Source organism: Massilia sp. BGA-UO-ETr-WB1, from assembly GCF_059567845.1.
Genome location: NZ_JCAQOT010000023.1, coordinates 447,994 through 460,862, shown reverse-complemented (window position 1 = coordinate 460,862; position 12,869 = coordinate 447,994). Strand labels below are relative to the sequence as shown.

11 protein-coding genes and 5 tRNA genes are annotated in these 12,869 nt (G+C 63.5%); all 16 read right to left on the bottom strand.

Translation table 11 applies throughout. The features are described 5' to 3' along the window. Positions 1 to 3: 3 nt before the first annotated feature. The 16 genes from AC56DV_RS10680 to rnc all read right to left on the bottom strand — a co-directional run bounded on the left by AC56DV_RS10680 (position 4) and on the right by rnc (position 12,865). The gene (locus AC56DV_RS10680) at positions 4 to 1,911 is read right to left on the bottom strand and encodes a glycoside hydrolase family 97 protein (protein ID WP_496314249.1); all 1,908 of its coding nucleotides are present in this window, start codon (positions 1,909 to 1,911) and stop codon (positions 4 to 6) included. Positions 1,912 to 2,008: 97 nt separating this feature from the next. Continuing rightward, the gene (locus AC56DV_RS10675; protein ID WP_496314248.1) at positions 2,009 to 3,985 is read right to left on the bottom strand and encodes a sialate O-acetylesterase; all 1,977 of its coding nucleotides are present in this window, start codon (positions 3,983 to 3,985) and stop codon (positions 2,009 to 2,011) included. 179 nt (positions 3,986 to 4,164) lie between these two features. After that, a complete protein-coding gene (locus AC56DV_RS10670) occupies positions 4,165 to 5,379 on the bottom strand; it encodes a helix-turn-helix transcriptional regulator (protein ID WP_496314247.1) in 1,215 nt (404 codons plus the stop codon). A gap of 227 nt (positions 5,380 to 5,606) precedes the next feature. Beyond that, on the bottom strand, positions 5,607 to 5,942 hold the full coding sequence (locus AC56DV_RS10665; RefSeq protein ID WP_496314246.1) for a hypothetical protein: 336 nt from the start codon (positions 5,940 to 5,942) through the stop codon (positions 5,607 to 5,609). Positions 5,943 to 5,947: 5 nt separating this feature from the next. Continuing rightward, positions 5,948 to 6,021, bottom strand: a tRNA-Cys gene (locus AC56DV_RS10660). 51 nt (positions 6,022 to 6,072) lie between these two features. Further along, positions 6,073 to 6,148 (bottom strand) — tRNA-Gly (locus AC56DV_RS10655). A gap of 26 nt (positions 6,149 to 6,174) precedes the next feature. After that, positions 6,175 to 6,250 (bottom strand) — tRNA-Gly (locus AC56DV_RS10650). A gap of 29 nt (positions 6,251 to 6,279) precedes the next feature. Continuing rightward, a tRNA-Gly gene (locus AC56DV_RS10645) sits at positions 6,280 to 6,355 on the bottom strand. A 56-nt stretch (positions 6,356 to 6,411) separates the two neighbouring features. Then, positions 6,412 to 6,487: transfer RNA gene (locus AC56DV_RS10640), tRNA-Gly, on the bottom strand. A gap of 95 nt (positions 6,488 to 6,582) precedes the next feature. Continuing rightward, positions 6,583 to 7,173: a CDP-diacylglycerol--glycerol-3-phosphate 3-phosphatidyltransferase gene (gene pgsA, locus AC56DV_RS10635; RefSeq protein ID WP_496314245.1), complete on the bottom strand. Its 591-nt coding sequence runs from the start codon at positions 7,171 to 7,173 to the stop codon at positions 6,583 to 6,585. A gap of 90 nt (positions 7,174 to 7,263) precedes the next feature. Next, complete coding sequence (uvrC, locus tag AC56DV_RS10630) at positions 7,264 to 9,117, bottom strand: excinuclease ABC subunit UvrC (protein ID WP_496314717.1); 1,854 nt, start codon at positions 9,115 to 9,117, stop codon at positions 7,264 to 7,266. A gap of 28 nt (positions 9,118 to 9,145) precedes the next feature. Further along, on the bottom strand, positions 9,146 to 9,547 hold the full coding sequence (gene acpS / locus AC56DV_RS10625; RefSeq protein ID WP_496314244.1) for a holo-ACP synthase: 402 nt from the start codon (positions 9,545 to 9,547) through the stop codon (positions 9,146 to 9,148). Continuing rightward, complete coding sequence (gene pdxJ / locus AC56DV_RS10620; RefSeq protein WP_496314243.1) at positions 9,544 to 10,308, bottom strand: pyridoxine 5'-phosphate synthase; 765 nt, start codon at positions 10,306 to 10,308, stop codon at positions 9,544 to 9,546. Before pdxJ ends, acpS begins: the two co-directional genes overlap by 4 nt. 2 nt (positions 10,309 to 10,310) lie before the next feature. Further along, the gene (gene recO, locus AC56DV_RS10615) at positions 10,311 to 11,087 is read right to left on the bottom strand and encodes a DNA repair protein RecO (RefSeq protein ID WP_496314242.1); all 777 of its coding nucleotides are present in this window, start codon (positions 11,085 to 11,087) and stop codon (positions 10,311 to 10,313) included. A gap of 22 nt (positions 11,088 to 11,109) precedes the next feature. Then, complete coding sequence (era, locus tag AC56DV_RS10610) at positions 11,110 to 12,018, bottom strand: GTPase Era (protein ID WP_056396634.1); 909 nt, start codon at positions 12,016 to 12,018, stop codon at positions 11,110 to 11,112. 13 nt (positions 12,019 to 12,031) lie between these two features. After that, positions 12,032 to 12,865, bottom strand: coding sequence for a ribonuclease III (rnc, locus tag AC56DV_RS10605; protein WP_056396638.1), 834 nt, complete (start codon positions 12,863 to 12,865; stop codon positions 12,032 to 12,034). Between the last annotated feature and the right edge of the window lie 4 nt (positions 12,866 to 12,869).

Here is a 12,869-nt window from a genome sequence, read left to right as displayed (position 1 = left end):
ACCTCAGCGAAAGACCGCGACAAAGCCGCCGCGCGGTTTCAGCGTCACACTGGCCTTGCCGGACTGGAGTTCGGCCTGGCTGAATTCGCGCTGGCCGGCGCCGTCGGTGATCATGGCGCCCTTGCGCTTGCCGATAAAGGACAGGTCCAGCTCGACCGTGCGCTCGCCCTGCTCGGCGTTGATGCCCGCCACATACCAGCTGCTGCCGGCCTTGCGGGCAACCACGGCATGCGAGCCCGGATAGCCCGCGAGGAAGCGGCTGTCGTCCCAGCGGCGCGGCAAATCGCGCAGGAAGCTTCGGACATATTCCGGCACGGTCGCCATGCCTTCCGGGATCTCCGCGAAATGCTGGATGCCCGACAGGAACAGCACCGACTGGGCCAGCTCGAAGCCGTTGCGCGTGGTGCGCTTGATCTGGCCCATGTCGCCGAACACCACCGGGGTGAAGTCCATCGGGTCGAACAGGTTGCGGATCATGGCCGCGTTCACCGCGTGGGGCGGGACGGCGTCGTGGTCCCTTTGATCAAAGGTCGTGAACTCGAAACCGCGGATCGCCTCGGCCGTCATCAGGTTGGGGTAGGTTCGCTCCAGTCCGCGCGGCAGCGTCGCGCCATGGAAGTTCACCAGCAGGCCGGCAGCGGCCGCGTCCTTCAGGATGTCGACGTAGTACCGGATCATGGACGCGCCGTCGCCGCCAAAGAAGTCGATCTTCACGCCCTTGATGCCCATCTTCCGCAGGCGCGCGAATTCCTTCACGCGCGCATCGCGCGTCAACAGCTGGTTGCGCGGCGTCTGCGGCGCGTCGTTCCACGCGCCGGCCGAGTTGTACCAGACCAGCACGCCCACACCCTTGGCAGCGGCATAGCGGGCCAGATCGGCCATTTTGTCGTAGCCGATTTGCCGATCCCACTCGGCGTCCACCAGGGTGTAGTCCCATTTCATGTCCACCGCGTAGTCGACGAACTTCTTCTGCACGTCGAACACGGTGGCCTCGTCCTTGAGCAGCGGCCAGCTCCAGGACGCGTGGCCGGGCTGGATCAGGTTCGTGTCGAACTGGACAGCCGGCGCCGCCAGGTCGGTGCCGAGGGTGGAGTCCATCACGGTGTTGAGCGCCCCCACGGCGATGACGCGCCACGGCGTGGCCAGGGTGCCCGTGGTTTCCGCCAGCAGCCCGCCGTTGGTGAAGACCTCCGGAGGCGTCGGCCCATCGATCCGGTACACGCCACCGGGGGAATCGGTGGCCAGCCGCGAGGCATGGAAGCTGCCGTCCATATTGGCTTCCGTCAGCGCCACCCAGGTCTCGCCGCTCCTGAACAGCGCCGGGAAGACCCAGCCGGCTTTCAAGGGCGCGGGCTGGCCGACCGGCATGTCGACCTGGTAATGCTCTTCATAGGATGGGTTGGTTTTACCCCAGCCGGTCTTGGCCGCCGCCATCGGCTGCAGGAAGGCGCGCGTCTTCGGATCGAATGCGAAACCCGTCGTCTCGCCGACAAAGCGCTTGGCGGGAAGCCGGGGTTCGGCAACGACATAGCGGAAGGCCACGCCATCGTCGGACACGCGGAACGCCACCTCCATCTTGTAGCCGGCCGCATTGACCAGCGAGTACACCTGCTCGTTGGCGCGGTACTGGATGATGCGGCGCTTGCCCACCGCCATCGTGTAACGCTCGGAGATCGGCCTCACCGGCGACGTGCCCGCCAGCTTGAGGCCATGCGAGAAGTCCGCGCCGGCCAGCTTCAGGCCCAGCGGCGACGGCAGCAACACCGGCTGGCCATTGCGCTTGATACTGTATGACAGGGTCTGGTCCGGATTGACGCGTACCGACACATCCAGCTGCCGGTCCGGACTCTTGAGCGCGAACGCGGCGCCACTGGCCAAGGTCAATCCCAACAGCACACTCAGTTTTTTCATCGTCATTAAATAGTTATTTCAAAAAAGAGGAAAGGCCGGCGCACCGTGGCGGTTGCCCGCAATTGCCATCGCCACGGCACGCCGGAATCTACCGGCATCAGTTCAAATCCAGTTCGAAGCCGTTGGCCGGCATATCGTCCGCGCTGAACAGGTTGATAAACGGCGCGTCGGACCAGCCGTAGCGCACTTTGCTTGCGCGAACGGTTGCGGCGCCCTGCAGCCTGACCGTATCGCCCTCGGCTGCCGCGCGCGCGTACCTGCACACATCCTGTTCGCATACTTCGAATCCGATCGCCGTATCCGATGAGTACGTTCGCAGCCCGCCGTTGGTATTGGTAAAGCGGATCACAACATCCTCTCCGCTACGGCTTGCCGACACGGCTTCCGGTCCGCCCGGCGTGACCTTCTCGCCGTATGCCACTGCACGGGCGGCGCGGGCCAGGCGCTGGCCGACAATCGCTTTTTGACCTGGATGGATATCGGAGCGGTCGCCGAAGTCGAGGGTCACCGCCAGTCCCGCATGCGGATCGTTCCGGACCGCTATCGACTGGGCATGGCGCAACTCAGCCCACGCCGACCGGCCCGGTTTGGTCGACACCGCCCCGAACGAGGTCAGCTGTGCGACAAGGAACGGCAAGTCCGGCTGGGAAAAGGTCCGACGCCAGTCGTCGAACAGCAGCGGCAGCAAAGTGCGGTACTCCTGGGCGGCGCCGGCGTTGGCCTCGCCCTGATACCACGCCGCCAGTTTGAATGTGTACCCTTGCAGCGGTGCGATCATGCCGTTGTACAGTGTGCTCAGGCTGGTTGGCGGCTCCCAGGGCGTGGCCGGCTGCGTTGCGCTCAATGGGGAGCCGACCTGGTACTTCCAGCGGGACGGCAAGGCGATCCTTGCGCCATCGGCGGTGCGCAGCGCGCGCTGGCCGGCAGGGCTGACCAGTCCGCCACCTTGGTCGTCGCCCAGCACCCGCACCGCGACGACGTTTTTCCCCGGCGTGAGCACGCCCTTGGGCACGGCGTATTCGCGTCCGGTCCACCAGTTGGTGTTGGCGCCGACCCGCACGCCGTTGACCCAGGTGGTGTCGGAGGCGGCCACCTGGCCCAGCAACAGGTGGGTCACAGCGGCGGCCTGCTGCGCGGTCAGCTCGACCGTAGTGCGGAACCACGCGACCCCGCGATGGTTGCTGATGGCGCCGATTCCGGACTCGCTCCAGCGTCCAGCCGGCTCCATGCCGGGCCAGGCGGTGTCGTCGAACTCCCTGGTGGCCCAGGCGCGTTGCGCGCGGGCGTGCGGATCGACCGTCTCCCACCAGGCTTGCTGCCGTACCTCCTCCGCGCGCATGCCCGCCGCCGCGTCGGCCGCATACTTGTCCACCACGTCGAGCGCCTGGCCGTATCCGGCCATTTTGCGCATGGACGCGCCGCTGATCCAGCTCTGGATCGTGCTGCCGCCCCAGCTGGCGTTGACGAAGCCAACCGGGACGTTGTACTGGCGCTGCAGCGCGCGGGCCATGTGGTAGCAGACGGCGGACGCCTGGCCGGTGGTCTGCGGTCCCGCGACCTGCCATTGCGGGACCGTCTTGAAATCGTCAAGACGGACCACCGCACTGTCGCGCGGGATATTGACGAACCGGATGTGCGGGCTGGCGGAGAACGCGACGTCCATCGGCGCGTTCGTCGCTTGGGCCATCGCCAGTTCCATGTTCGACTGCCCGCCGCACAGGAAGACGTCCCCGATCACGATGTCGTTCAATGTGCTTGCGCCGCCGTTCGCGCTGACGCTCAGCGCGTAGGGGCCGCCGGCCGCCATGGCCGGCAAACGGGCGCGCCACTTGCCGCCGCCATCGGCCGTGGCCTGCACCGTTTCGCCATTGAGCTTGACGGTAACAACGCTGTCGGCCGCCGCTTTGCCCCAGATGGCGATCGGCTGGTCGCGCTGCAGGACAGCGTGATCGCCGAAAATGGCAGCGAAAACCGGGGTCTGTGAATCCGGCGCCAATTTATCATTTTCCGCGTGGACTGCAGGCGCCATCAACAATGCGGCGCACACCAATGCGCACATTTCTTTCAATGCCACAATCGTCTCCATTAACTCTTATTTACTTATTTATTTGAGTTGCGGGCAATAACCGGCCAGTGCGCGTACGCGCCAAGGCAACCCTAAGGCCCCGCATGGCGAAGCATAGGCTGCCCGCCCTGCGCAGCGATATCGCAGGCACGCGAATTCCTTGCAAAACGAGGAAATTGCAAGAATTTTTAGCCGCAGTGCAAGGCTGGCGCGGCTTCGGGGACTTCGACAAGCAACGCCTGCTGGCCCTGCTGAGCCGCAAGGGTCCGGAATGACTTCGGCGTGCAGCCGTATTCTTCCTTGAACAGCCTATTAAAATAAGGAACATTCGCGTAGCCAACCGAATACGCGATTTCCGACACGGCGGCGCTGCTTTTCTCAACAAGCAGCCTGGACGCTTCTGTCAGCCGCAATTTATTCACGTAACTGGTGAATGTCATGCCAAGTTCGGATTTCAGCACTTCATTGATTTTGTAGCGGTTCGCGCCGGTCCCGGCCACCACGGTGTCCAGGTCCAGTTTGGGATCGGTATAATTGGTCGCGATATACCGCAGGACCGACGCCTTTTCCATATCCTTGTACGGTTCCAGGGTCAACTGGCGATAAGCCAGCAATGGCAGATCCATTTTCATTTTTGAATCCACGCTTGCCGTCAGCGCGCGGGAATGGGCCAGGAAAAACCAGACACCGAATGCCCCCCAGCCACCCAGGACAATAGCCAGCATCGCGGCAATATAGCGGTCATCCCGGCCACGCAATGTCAGCTCGCTGATTTCGAGATATGCGTCGACATTGTGTGGCGTGGCACTGCTGGTGCCAAACAAGATTCTCGCAACTCTGTCCAGTTTATAACCCTGATGCGACAAATCCTGTTTCATCGACAGCAACCACCATTCGGGGATAACCAGCCGGGCCAGGTCGAGCGTAACCGGCATCCCCTGTTCATTGCACGAAAAATACGTACCGGGCGGACGGTAAGTCTCGAGTTTGCCCGGCCTGGAGATTTTTTCATCAAAGGTGGCCAGCTCGAACACCATGGAGGTGGCCGGTGCACATTTGGCGACAAAGGTAATAGTATGGAACTTCGACCAATCCTCATGGGCCTGCCCTCCTTTGCCGTCATCCATGAACAGCTGGGTGGAGACGAAAGGATACCGGGCCGCGTCCTTCAGGTTGAAGTCGAAGCGCAGCCGGTCGCGCGACGTGTCGTGCAGGCGCACTGCGGACGCTCCGCCCGTCGCCACATCGGAATACGTTGCGTAGTGCCAGCGGGCCCCATCCTCATGCGCCGGCAGCAGCGCCTTCGTCGGAAAACTCCGGTAGACAAAAAAGCCCGCCAGCAGCGCGTCCACGACCAAGAGGAACATCAGCGCCAGCAGCGCCTTTTTATAGAACTCTTGCATTTGGATAGGTTTCGAACAGTCCTGGCGCCGCGCCTCTCGACGGGGCGATACTTGCAACCGGCCGCCGCGCCCGGCCCGCCATGGTTTGTTTTGATGTTTTTATGTGTTGTAGGCGCTATGTTGCAAGGGCCCGCGCTTCGCGGCAATTGCGATAACGCTCAATGCAACGAACAAAATTCAACATCGCTCACCATGGCGGCGCCCGGCGCAGCATGAAAAGCGAGAAATTACGAGCAGGTAAAGTGGCGGCTTTTGTTCGCGCCTTTGGCCGTTTCTATAACGGCGGGCGGCGGCAACAGCCCGGCATGGTCGCCGGCGGCAAACTTGCCGGGTTCAGATGAACGGCCAGTGGAGGATGCGTTTGGCGTGCAGCACGGCGCGCGTGCCGACGTAGGTGATGGCGAAGCCGAAAGCGAGGATGCTGAGCGGGCTTGGCGCCAGACGCGCAGCGCGAGGGCGCAGGCTTCTTTGATGGATTTGATGTTGTGGCCCATGGTCTTTTTCGCTATGTTGCAATATCGATCCGGAAATGAAAAATCGCCGGCTAGCGGCGATTTCTTCATGATACTGGAGGCGAGGATCGGAGTCGAACCGACCTAGACGGCTTTGCAGGCCGCTGCATAACCGCTTTGCTACCTCGCCGAGGAAGACTTGTCTGAAACGGCAGCCGGTTAATCTCTGCCATTCGAATTCTGGAGCGGGAGAAGAGTCTCGAACTCTCGACCTCAACCTTGGCAAGGTTGCGCTCTACCAACTGAGCTACTCCCGCATTGGAGTGTGTTACTGACAAAACCGTGGAGCGGGAGAAGAGTCTCGAACTCTCGACCTCAACCTTGGCAAGGTTGCGCTCTACCAACTGAGCTACTCCCGCATTGGAGTTTTGATACCATTTGCAAAACTTGGAGCGGGAGAAGAGTCTCGAACTCTCGACCTCAACCTTGGCAAGGTTGCGCTCTACCAACTGAGCTACTCCCGCATGGAGTCTTACATTTTTTGCTGTCCTTAACGCGCCAATCTCGTGCCACACAAGACTGGAGCGGGAGAAGAGTCTCGAACTCTCGACCTCAACCTTGGCAAGGTTGCGCTCTACCAACTGAGCTACTCCCGCTTCGCTTTTTGCTGCGCGTTGTTATCAACAACAGGCCAGCATTATAGAGCATGGGAGCGGGCTGTCAAGAGTGAAAAATTGCAAAACCAAATGATTTATTTCGTTTCCAGCATCCCGCTCTTTTCCTTGATCAGCGGCCAGGCCTTCTGCAGGTAGTAGAACATCGACCACACGGTGAGCACGGCGGCCACCCACAGCAGCTTCTCGCCCCAGAAATGGGTGTCGATGGCGCCGAACAGGATGTCGTGGAACAGCAGCAGCGGAATGGCGGTCATCTGGGCGGCGGTCTTGATCTTGCCGATGGAGTTCACCGCCACCGACTTGGAGGCGCCGATCTGCGCCATCCACTCGCGCAGCGCGGAGATGGTGATCTCGCGGCCGATGATGATGAAGGCGATGATGGCGTTGCAGCGGTCCAGCTGCACCAGCACCAGCAGGGCGCCGGCCACCATCAGCTTGTCGGCCACCGGGTCGAGGAAGGCGCCGAAGGCCGAGGTCTGGTTCCAGCGGCGGGCCAGGAAGCCGTCGAACCAGTCGGTGATGGCGGCCACGATGAACACCAGCGTGGCGCCCAGATTGCGGTCGCTCACCGGCAGCCAGGCCGGCGGCAGGTAGTACACGCCCACCACGAGGGGAATCAGCGCGACGCGCAACCAGGTCAGCAAAATCGGGATATTGAAAGGCATAAGTGACAGCGGCTCTGTGGCGAGTTAATTATTATGAATGCGCCGCTAGTCTACCTTGCCGCCGGGCTTAGCACCAGCGAACGCATGCCCTTAGTGCAGCTGTTTGTAGATTTCTTCGGCCAGGGCGCTGGAAATGCCGTCTACCGACATCAAATCCTCCACGCTGGCGTTGACCACGCCGCGCAGCCCGCCGAAGCGCGCCAGCAGCTTCTGGCGCCGCTTCACGCCGATGCCTTCGATCTCTTCCAGGCGCGAGGTCTGGCGCGTCTTGGCGCGCTTGGCGCGCATGCCGGTGATGGCGAAGCGGTGCGCCTCGTCGCGGATCTGCGCCACCAGCATCAGCGCGGCCGATTCCTTGCCCAGCTCCTGCGGCGCGCGGCCGTCCACGAACACCAGCGTTTCCAGGCCGACGCGGCGGCCCTCCCCTTTGGCCACGCCGACGATCAGGCCGATGTCCAGCCCCAGCTCGGAGAACACCTGGCGCGCCATTTCCACCTGGCCCTTGCCGCCGTCGATCAGCACCACGTCCGGCATCACGCCGTCGCCGTTGGCCACCTTCTCGTAGCGGCGCATCAGCACCTGGCGCATGGCGGCGTAATCGTCGCCGGGGGTGATGTCGTTGATGTTGTAGCGGCGGTATTCGCCGTTCTGCATCTGGTGGTGGTGGAACACCACGCAGGAAGCCTGCGTGGCTTCGCCCTGCGTGTGCGAGATGTCGAAGCATTCCACGCGCAGCGTGTCCAGGTCTTCCGCTTCCAGCGTGAGCGCCTCGGCCAGCGCGCGCGTGCGCGCCTGCTGCGAACCCTGCTCGGACAGCAGCCGCGCCAGCGAGATCCCGGCGCCCTTCTGCGCCAGTTCCAGCCATTGCCTGCGCTGGCCCTGCGGCTGGAAGATCAGGTTGATGCGGTGGCCGCACTGCTCCTGCAGCGCGATCATCAGCTCCGGCTGGTCGTATTCGATGTTGAGGATCAGCGTGCCGGGGATGAATTTTTCGGTGTAGTGCTGCACCAGGAAGGCGCTCAGCACTTCCACTTCCGGCGCCGATTCGGCCACGGCCACCGCGTCCCCCAGGTGGGACGGGAAGTAGGCGCGGTCGCCCAGGTGGCGGCCGCCGCGCACCATGGCCAGGTTGACGCAGGCGCGCCCGCCCTGCACGATCACGGCGATGATGTCGACGTCGGCGTCGCCGGTGGTTTCCATGCTTTGCTGGTGCAGCACCTTGCTGAGCGACTGGATCTGGTTGCGCACGCCGGCGGCCTGCTCGAACTTCAGCTCGGCCGCGTAGCCGTGCATCTTCTTCTCCAGGTCTTCCATCACTTCGCTGGTGCGGCCGCGCAGGAAGCGCGCGGCGTTGTCCACGTCCACCTTGTAGTCTTCGGGCGTGATCAGGTCCACGCAGGGCGCGCTGCAGCGGCCGATCTGGTTCAGCAGGCAGGGCCGCGTGCGGTTGGCGTAGACGCTGTCCTCGCAGGTGCGCAGGTGGAACACCTTCTGCAGGATCTGCATGGACTCCTTCACCGCCCAGGCGCTGGGGAACGGCCCGAAGTACTGGTTTTTCTTGTCCACCGAACCCCGGTAGTAGACCATGCGCGGCACGGCGTCGCCGGTGATCTTCAGATAGGGGTAGCTTTTGTCGTCGCGGAACAGGATGTTGAAGCGCGGCTGCAGGGCCTTGATGAGATTGTTCTCAAGGATCAGCGCCTCGGCTTCGCTGTGCGTGACGGTGGTTTCCAGGCGCGCGATGCGCTCGACCATCATGGCGATGCGCGGGCTGGCCAGGTTCTTCTGGAAGTAGCTCGACACGCGCTTTTTCAGGTCGCGCGCCTTGCCCACGTAGAGCACGTTGTCGTTGGCGTCGAAATAGCGGTACACGCCCGGCAGGCCGGGCAGCTTGGCGACGGTGGCCAGCACCTGTTCGCGCGGATCTGGCGCGGCGGGCGCCATTGCGTCGGTATTTGCGTCGGTCATTGCCCTACTTCTGTTCTGGCGCCTGCTCCACTACGACGAAGGCGACGGCGTAATCCGCTTCGTCGCTCACCGTCACATGGGACGACAGGCGGTTCTGCTGCATGAATTCGGCCAGCGTGCCGGTGCAGACCATGACCGGCTTGCCGTTCGCTTGATTCAGCAGCTGGGCATTGTGCAGGGTCATGGGCGTTGCGACGCCGGTGCCGATGGCTTTGCCGAAGGCTTCCTTGGCGGCGAAGCGCGTCGCGACAAAGCGGTGTGCGCGCACCGGGCTGACGGCTTTGCGCGCGCGGTAGATCTCCAGTTCTTCCGGCCCCAGCACCTTGTCGGCAAAGCGTTCGCTGCGCGCGAGCGCGTCGGCCACGCGGCCGATCTGGCAGATGTCGGTGCCGATGCCGAAGATCATTTCGACAATGCGGCCACGCGGGTGGCCGTCATGATGGCCTTCATCTCGCGCACCGCGTTTTCCCAGCCGACGAAGACGGCGTGCGCCACGATGGCGTGGCCGATGTTCAGTTCCGCGATGTCCGGGATGGCGGCAATCGCCTGCACGTTGGTGTAGTGCAGGCCGTGGCCGGCGTTGACCTTCAGGCCGCGCTGCACGCCGAACAGCGTGCCGGCCTTGATGCGTTCCAGTTCGGCGACCTGCTCGGCGCCTTCGGTGTCCGCATAGCGGCCGGTGTGCAGTTCGATGACGGGCGCGCCGGCTTCGGCGGCGGCGGCGATCTGCTGTTCGTCGGCGTCGATGAACAGCGACACGCGGATGCCTTCGGCTTGCAGCTGCTTGATGGCCGCTTGCACGTCGCTGAAGTGGCCCGCCACGTCGAGGCCGCCTTCGGTGGTGACTTCGGTGCGCTTTTCAGGCACCAGGCAGACGTCGGCCGGCTTGATCAGGCAAGCGAAGTCCAGCATCTCCCTGGTGACGGCGGCTTCCAGGTTCATGCGGGTGACCAGTTGCGGCGCCAGCGCGATCACGTCGGCGTCCTTGATGTGGCGGCGGTCTTCGCGCAGGTGCAGCGTGATGCAGTCGGCGCCGGCCTGCTCGGCCAGCAGCGCTGCGCGGATCGGGTCCGGGTAGGCGGTGCCGCGCGCGTTGCGCAGGGTGGCGACGTGGTCGATGTTGACGCCCAAGTCGATGACCGGGCCGGACGGGTACAGGAAGCTCATAGTTATAGTTGCATCAAGTCGATCAGTATCTGGCGCGTGTTCAGCGGCGCGCCTCCCAGGTGGTGCGCCAGCAAAAAGCGCATCAGTTGTTTGCTTTGCGCCTGCGTGGCGGCGTCTTGGTAATCTTCGCGTTCCATGTCCAGCAGCGTCTTGCCCGAGACGCGCGGCGCGGCGTCGCCGGCCAGTTCGGGGCGCGGGCCGCGCTCCGGGTCCACCACGTAGAGCACGTCCGGCAGCACGCGCGCGCGGGTGGCGGTGCAGCGCGTCAAATCGGCGGCCACGCCCGTTTCCTTAAGTAAGGCCCGTTCGAATTTCCGCAAGCAGATGGGCGCGGGTTCATTATGCGCCAGCTGGTTCAAAGTGGCCACGTAATGGTCGAACAAGGCGGGATGGGCGTCGTCGCGCGCGAGCAGCTTCACCAGCAGCTCGTTGAGGTAGAAGCCGCACAGCAGCGCGGTTTTCTCGAGCGGCAGCATGCCGCCCACCCACTCGGCGTCGGTCAGGGTGCGCAGTTCGTTCTTGCCGACGAAGCCGGCGGACAGGGGCTGGAAGGTTTGCAGCACGCCGCGCAGCTGCGAGTGCGGGCGCTTGGCGCCTTTCGCGATCAGGGCCACGCGGCCGTAGTCGCGCGTCAGCATGTCGACGATGAGGCTGGTTTCTTTGTAGGGATAGGAGTGCAGCACGAAGGCCGGCTGCCCCGCCACGCGCGTGCCGGTGGTGCGCTCGCGCGACGGTGCGCGCGGACGTTTTACCGGCTCGGCAGTGACGGCATCGGACATTGCAGTGGGCGGTCCTGTGCGCTTACTCGTAGCCGTAAGCGCGCAGGCCTGCTTCGTTGTCGGCCCAGCCGGATTTCACCTTGACCCAGATTTCCAGGTACACCGGGCCGCCGAACAGCTTTTCCATGTCCAGGCGGGCTTGCGAGGATACCTCTTTCAGGCGCGCGCCCTTGTTGCCGATGATCATGGACTTGTGCGTGTCGCGCTCGACCAGGATGGCGGCGAAGATGCGGCGCAGATTGCCCTCCTGCTCGAATTTCTCGATCAGCACGGTGCTGGTGTAAGGCAGTTCGTCGCCGACAAAGCGGAACAGCTTTTCGCGCACGATTTCCGAGGCCAGGAATTTCTCGCTGCGGTCGGTGATGTCGTCCGGCCCGAAGATCGGGTCGTTCTCCGGCAGCAGGCGCTTGATCTCGTTCTGCAGGCCGTCCAGCTGGAAGCGCAGCTTGGCCGACACCGGCACCACGGCCGCGAAGTCGTGCTTGGCGGCCACCTGCTGCGCGAACGGCAGCAGCACGGCCTTGTCCTTGGCGCGGTCGGCCTTGTTGATCACCAGGATCACCGGCACGGTTTTCGGCAGCAGGTCCAGCACTTGCTGGTCGGCCGGGCCGAAGTTGTTCGCTTCGATCACGTACAGGATCACGTCCGACGAATCGAGCGTGTTGGTGACGGTCTTGTTCAGCGTCTTGTTCAGCGCGTTCGAGTGGCGCGTCTGGAAACCCGGCGTGTCGATGTAGATGAACTGCGCGTCGTCCAGCGTCTGGATGCCGGTGATGCGGTGGCGCGTGGTTTGCGCCTTGCGCGACGTGATGCTCACTTTCGCGCCGATGAGCATGTTCATCAGCGTGGACTTGCCCACGTTCGGACGGCCTACGATGGCGATGTAACCGCAGCGGAAGCCGGCGGCAGTGGTGGTGCTGGGGGTGTTCATGGTGTTACCTTGTTCAGTGTTTGGCGAGCTTGCCGTCGCCAGCGGCTTTGCCCTTGGGGGCGTTCTGCTCGTGATTCTGCTCCTGCCCTGCATCGCCCTGGATGGTGGCGATGCCTGCGAGTTTCAGCTGCGCGGCGCGCTGGCGCGGCTTGCGGGTCGCGGCCGGCGTCTTTTGCAGCGCCTGTTCGGCCACTTCCAGCGCCAGCTTGGCCGCCGCCTGTTCGCCGGCGCGGCGGCTGCCGCCACGGCCGTAAACCTGGATGCCCAGCTTGGGCACCAGGCATTCGATTTCGAATTCCTGGCTGTGCGCGGCGCCGTGGGTGGCCACCACATTGTACAGCGGCAGCGAGATCTTCTTGGCTTGCAGGAATTCCTGCAGCAAGGTCTTGGCGTCCTTGCCCAGGGTCTGCGGGTCCACCGAGTCCAGGATCGGGATGTAGAACGCGCGGATCACCTTGGCGGCGGCGTCGAAGCTGGTGTCCAGGAAAATGGCGCCCAGCAGCGCTTCCAGCGTGTCGGCCAGGATGGAGGGACGGCGGAAGCCGCCCGACTTCAGTTCGCCCTCGCCCAGGCGCAGGAAGTTCGACAGTTCCAGCTTCTGCGCGATCTCGTACAGCGACTGCTGCTTGACCAGGTTGGCGCGCAGGCGCGACAGGTCGCCTTCGTCGATGCCGCTGTAGCGTTCGTACAGGATGGAGGCGACCACGCAGTTCAGGATGGAGTCGCCCAGGAATTCCAGGCGTTCGTTATGCAAACTGCTGTGGCTACGATGCGTCAAGGCTTGCTGCAACAGGCCAGCATCCTGGAACGTGTAACCTAACCGTGTTTGCAATAACTGTAAATTCATAGAC

Coding starts and splice junctions, on each gene's coding strand:
- AC56DV_RS10680 (WP_496314249.1), bottom strand. CDS start 1,911: ATGAAAAAACTGAGTGTGCTGTTGGGATTGACCTTGGCCAGTGGCGCC.
- AC56DV_RS10670 (WP_496314247.1), bottom strand. CDS start 5,379: ATGCAAGAGTTCTATAAAAAGGCGCTGCTGGCGCTGATGTTCCTCTTG.
- AC56DV_RS10665 (WP_496314246.1), bottom strand. CDS start 5,942: ATGAAGAAATCGCCGCTAGCCGGCGATTTTTCATTTCCGGATCGATAT.
- pgsA (WP_496314245.1), bottom strand. CDS start 7,173: ATGCCTTTCAATATCCCGATTTTGCTGACCTGGTTGCGCGTCGCGCTG.
- uvrC (WP_496314717.1), bottom strand. CDS start 9,117: ATGGCGCCCGCCGCGCCAGATCCGCGCGAACAGGTGCTGGCCACCGTC.
- acpS (WP_496314244.1), bottom strand. CDS start 9,547: ATGATCTTCGGCATCGGCACCGACATCTGCCAGATCGGCCGCGTGGCC.
- pdxJ (WP_496314243.1), bottom strand. CDS start 10,308: ATGAGCTTCCTGTACCCGTCCGGCCCGGTCATCGACTTGGGCGTCAAC.
- recO (WP_496314242.1), bottom strand. CDS start 11,087: ATGTCCGATGCCGTCACTGCCGAGCCGGTAAAACGTCCGCGCGCACCG.
- era (WP_056396634.1), bottom strand. CDS start 12,018: ATGAACACCCCCAGCACCACCACTGCCGCCGGCTTCCGCTGCGGTTAC.
- rnc (WP_056396638.1), bottom strand. CDS start 12,865: ATGAATTTACAGTTATTGCAAACACGGTTAGGTTACACGTTCCAGGAT.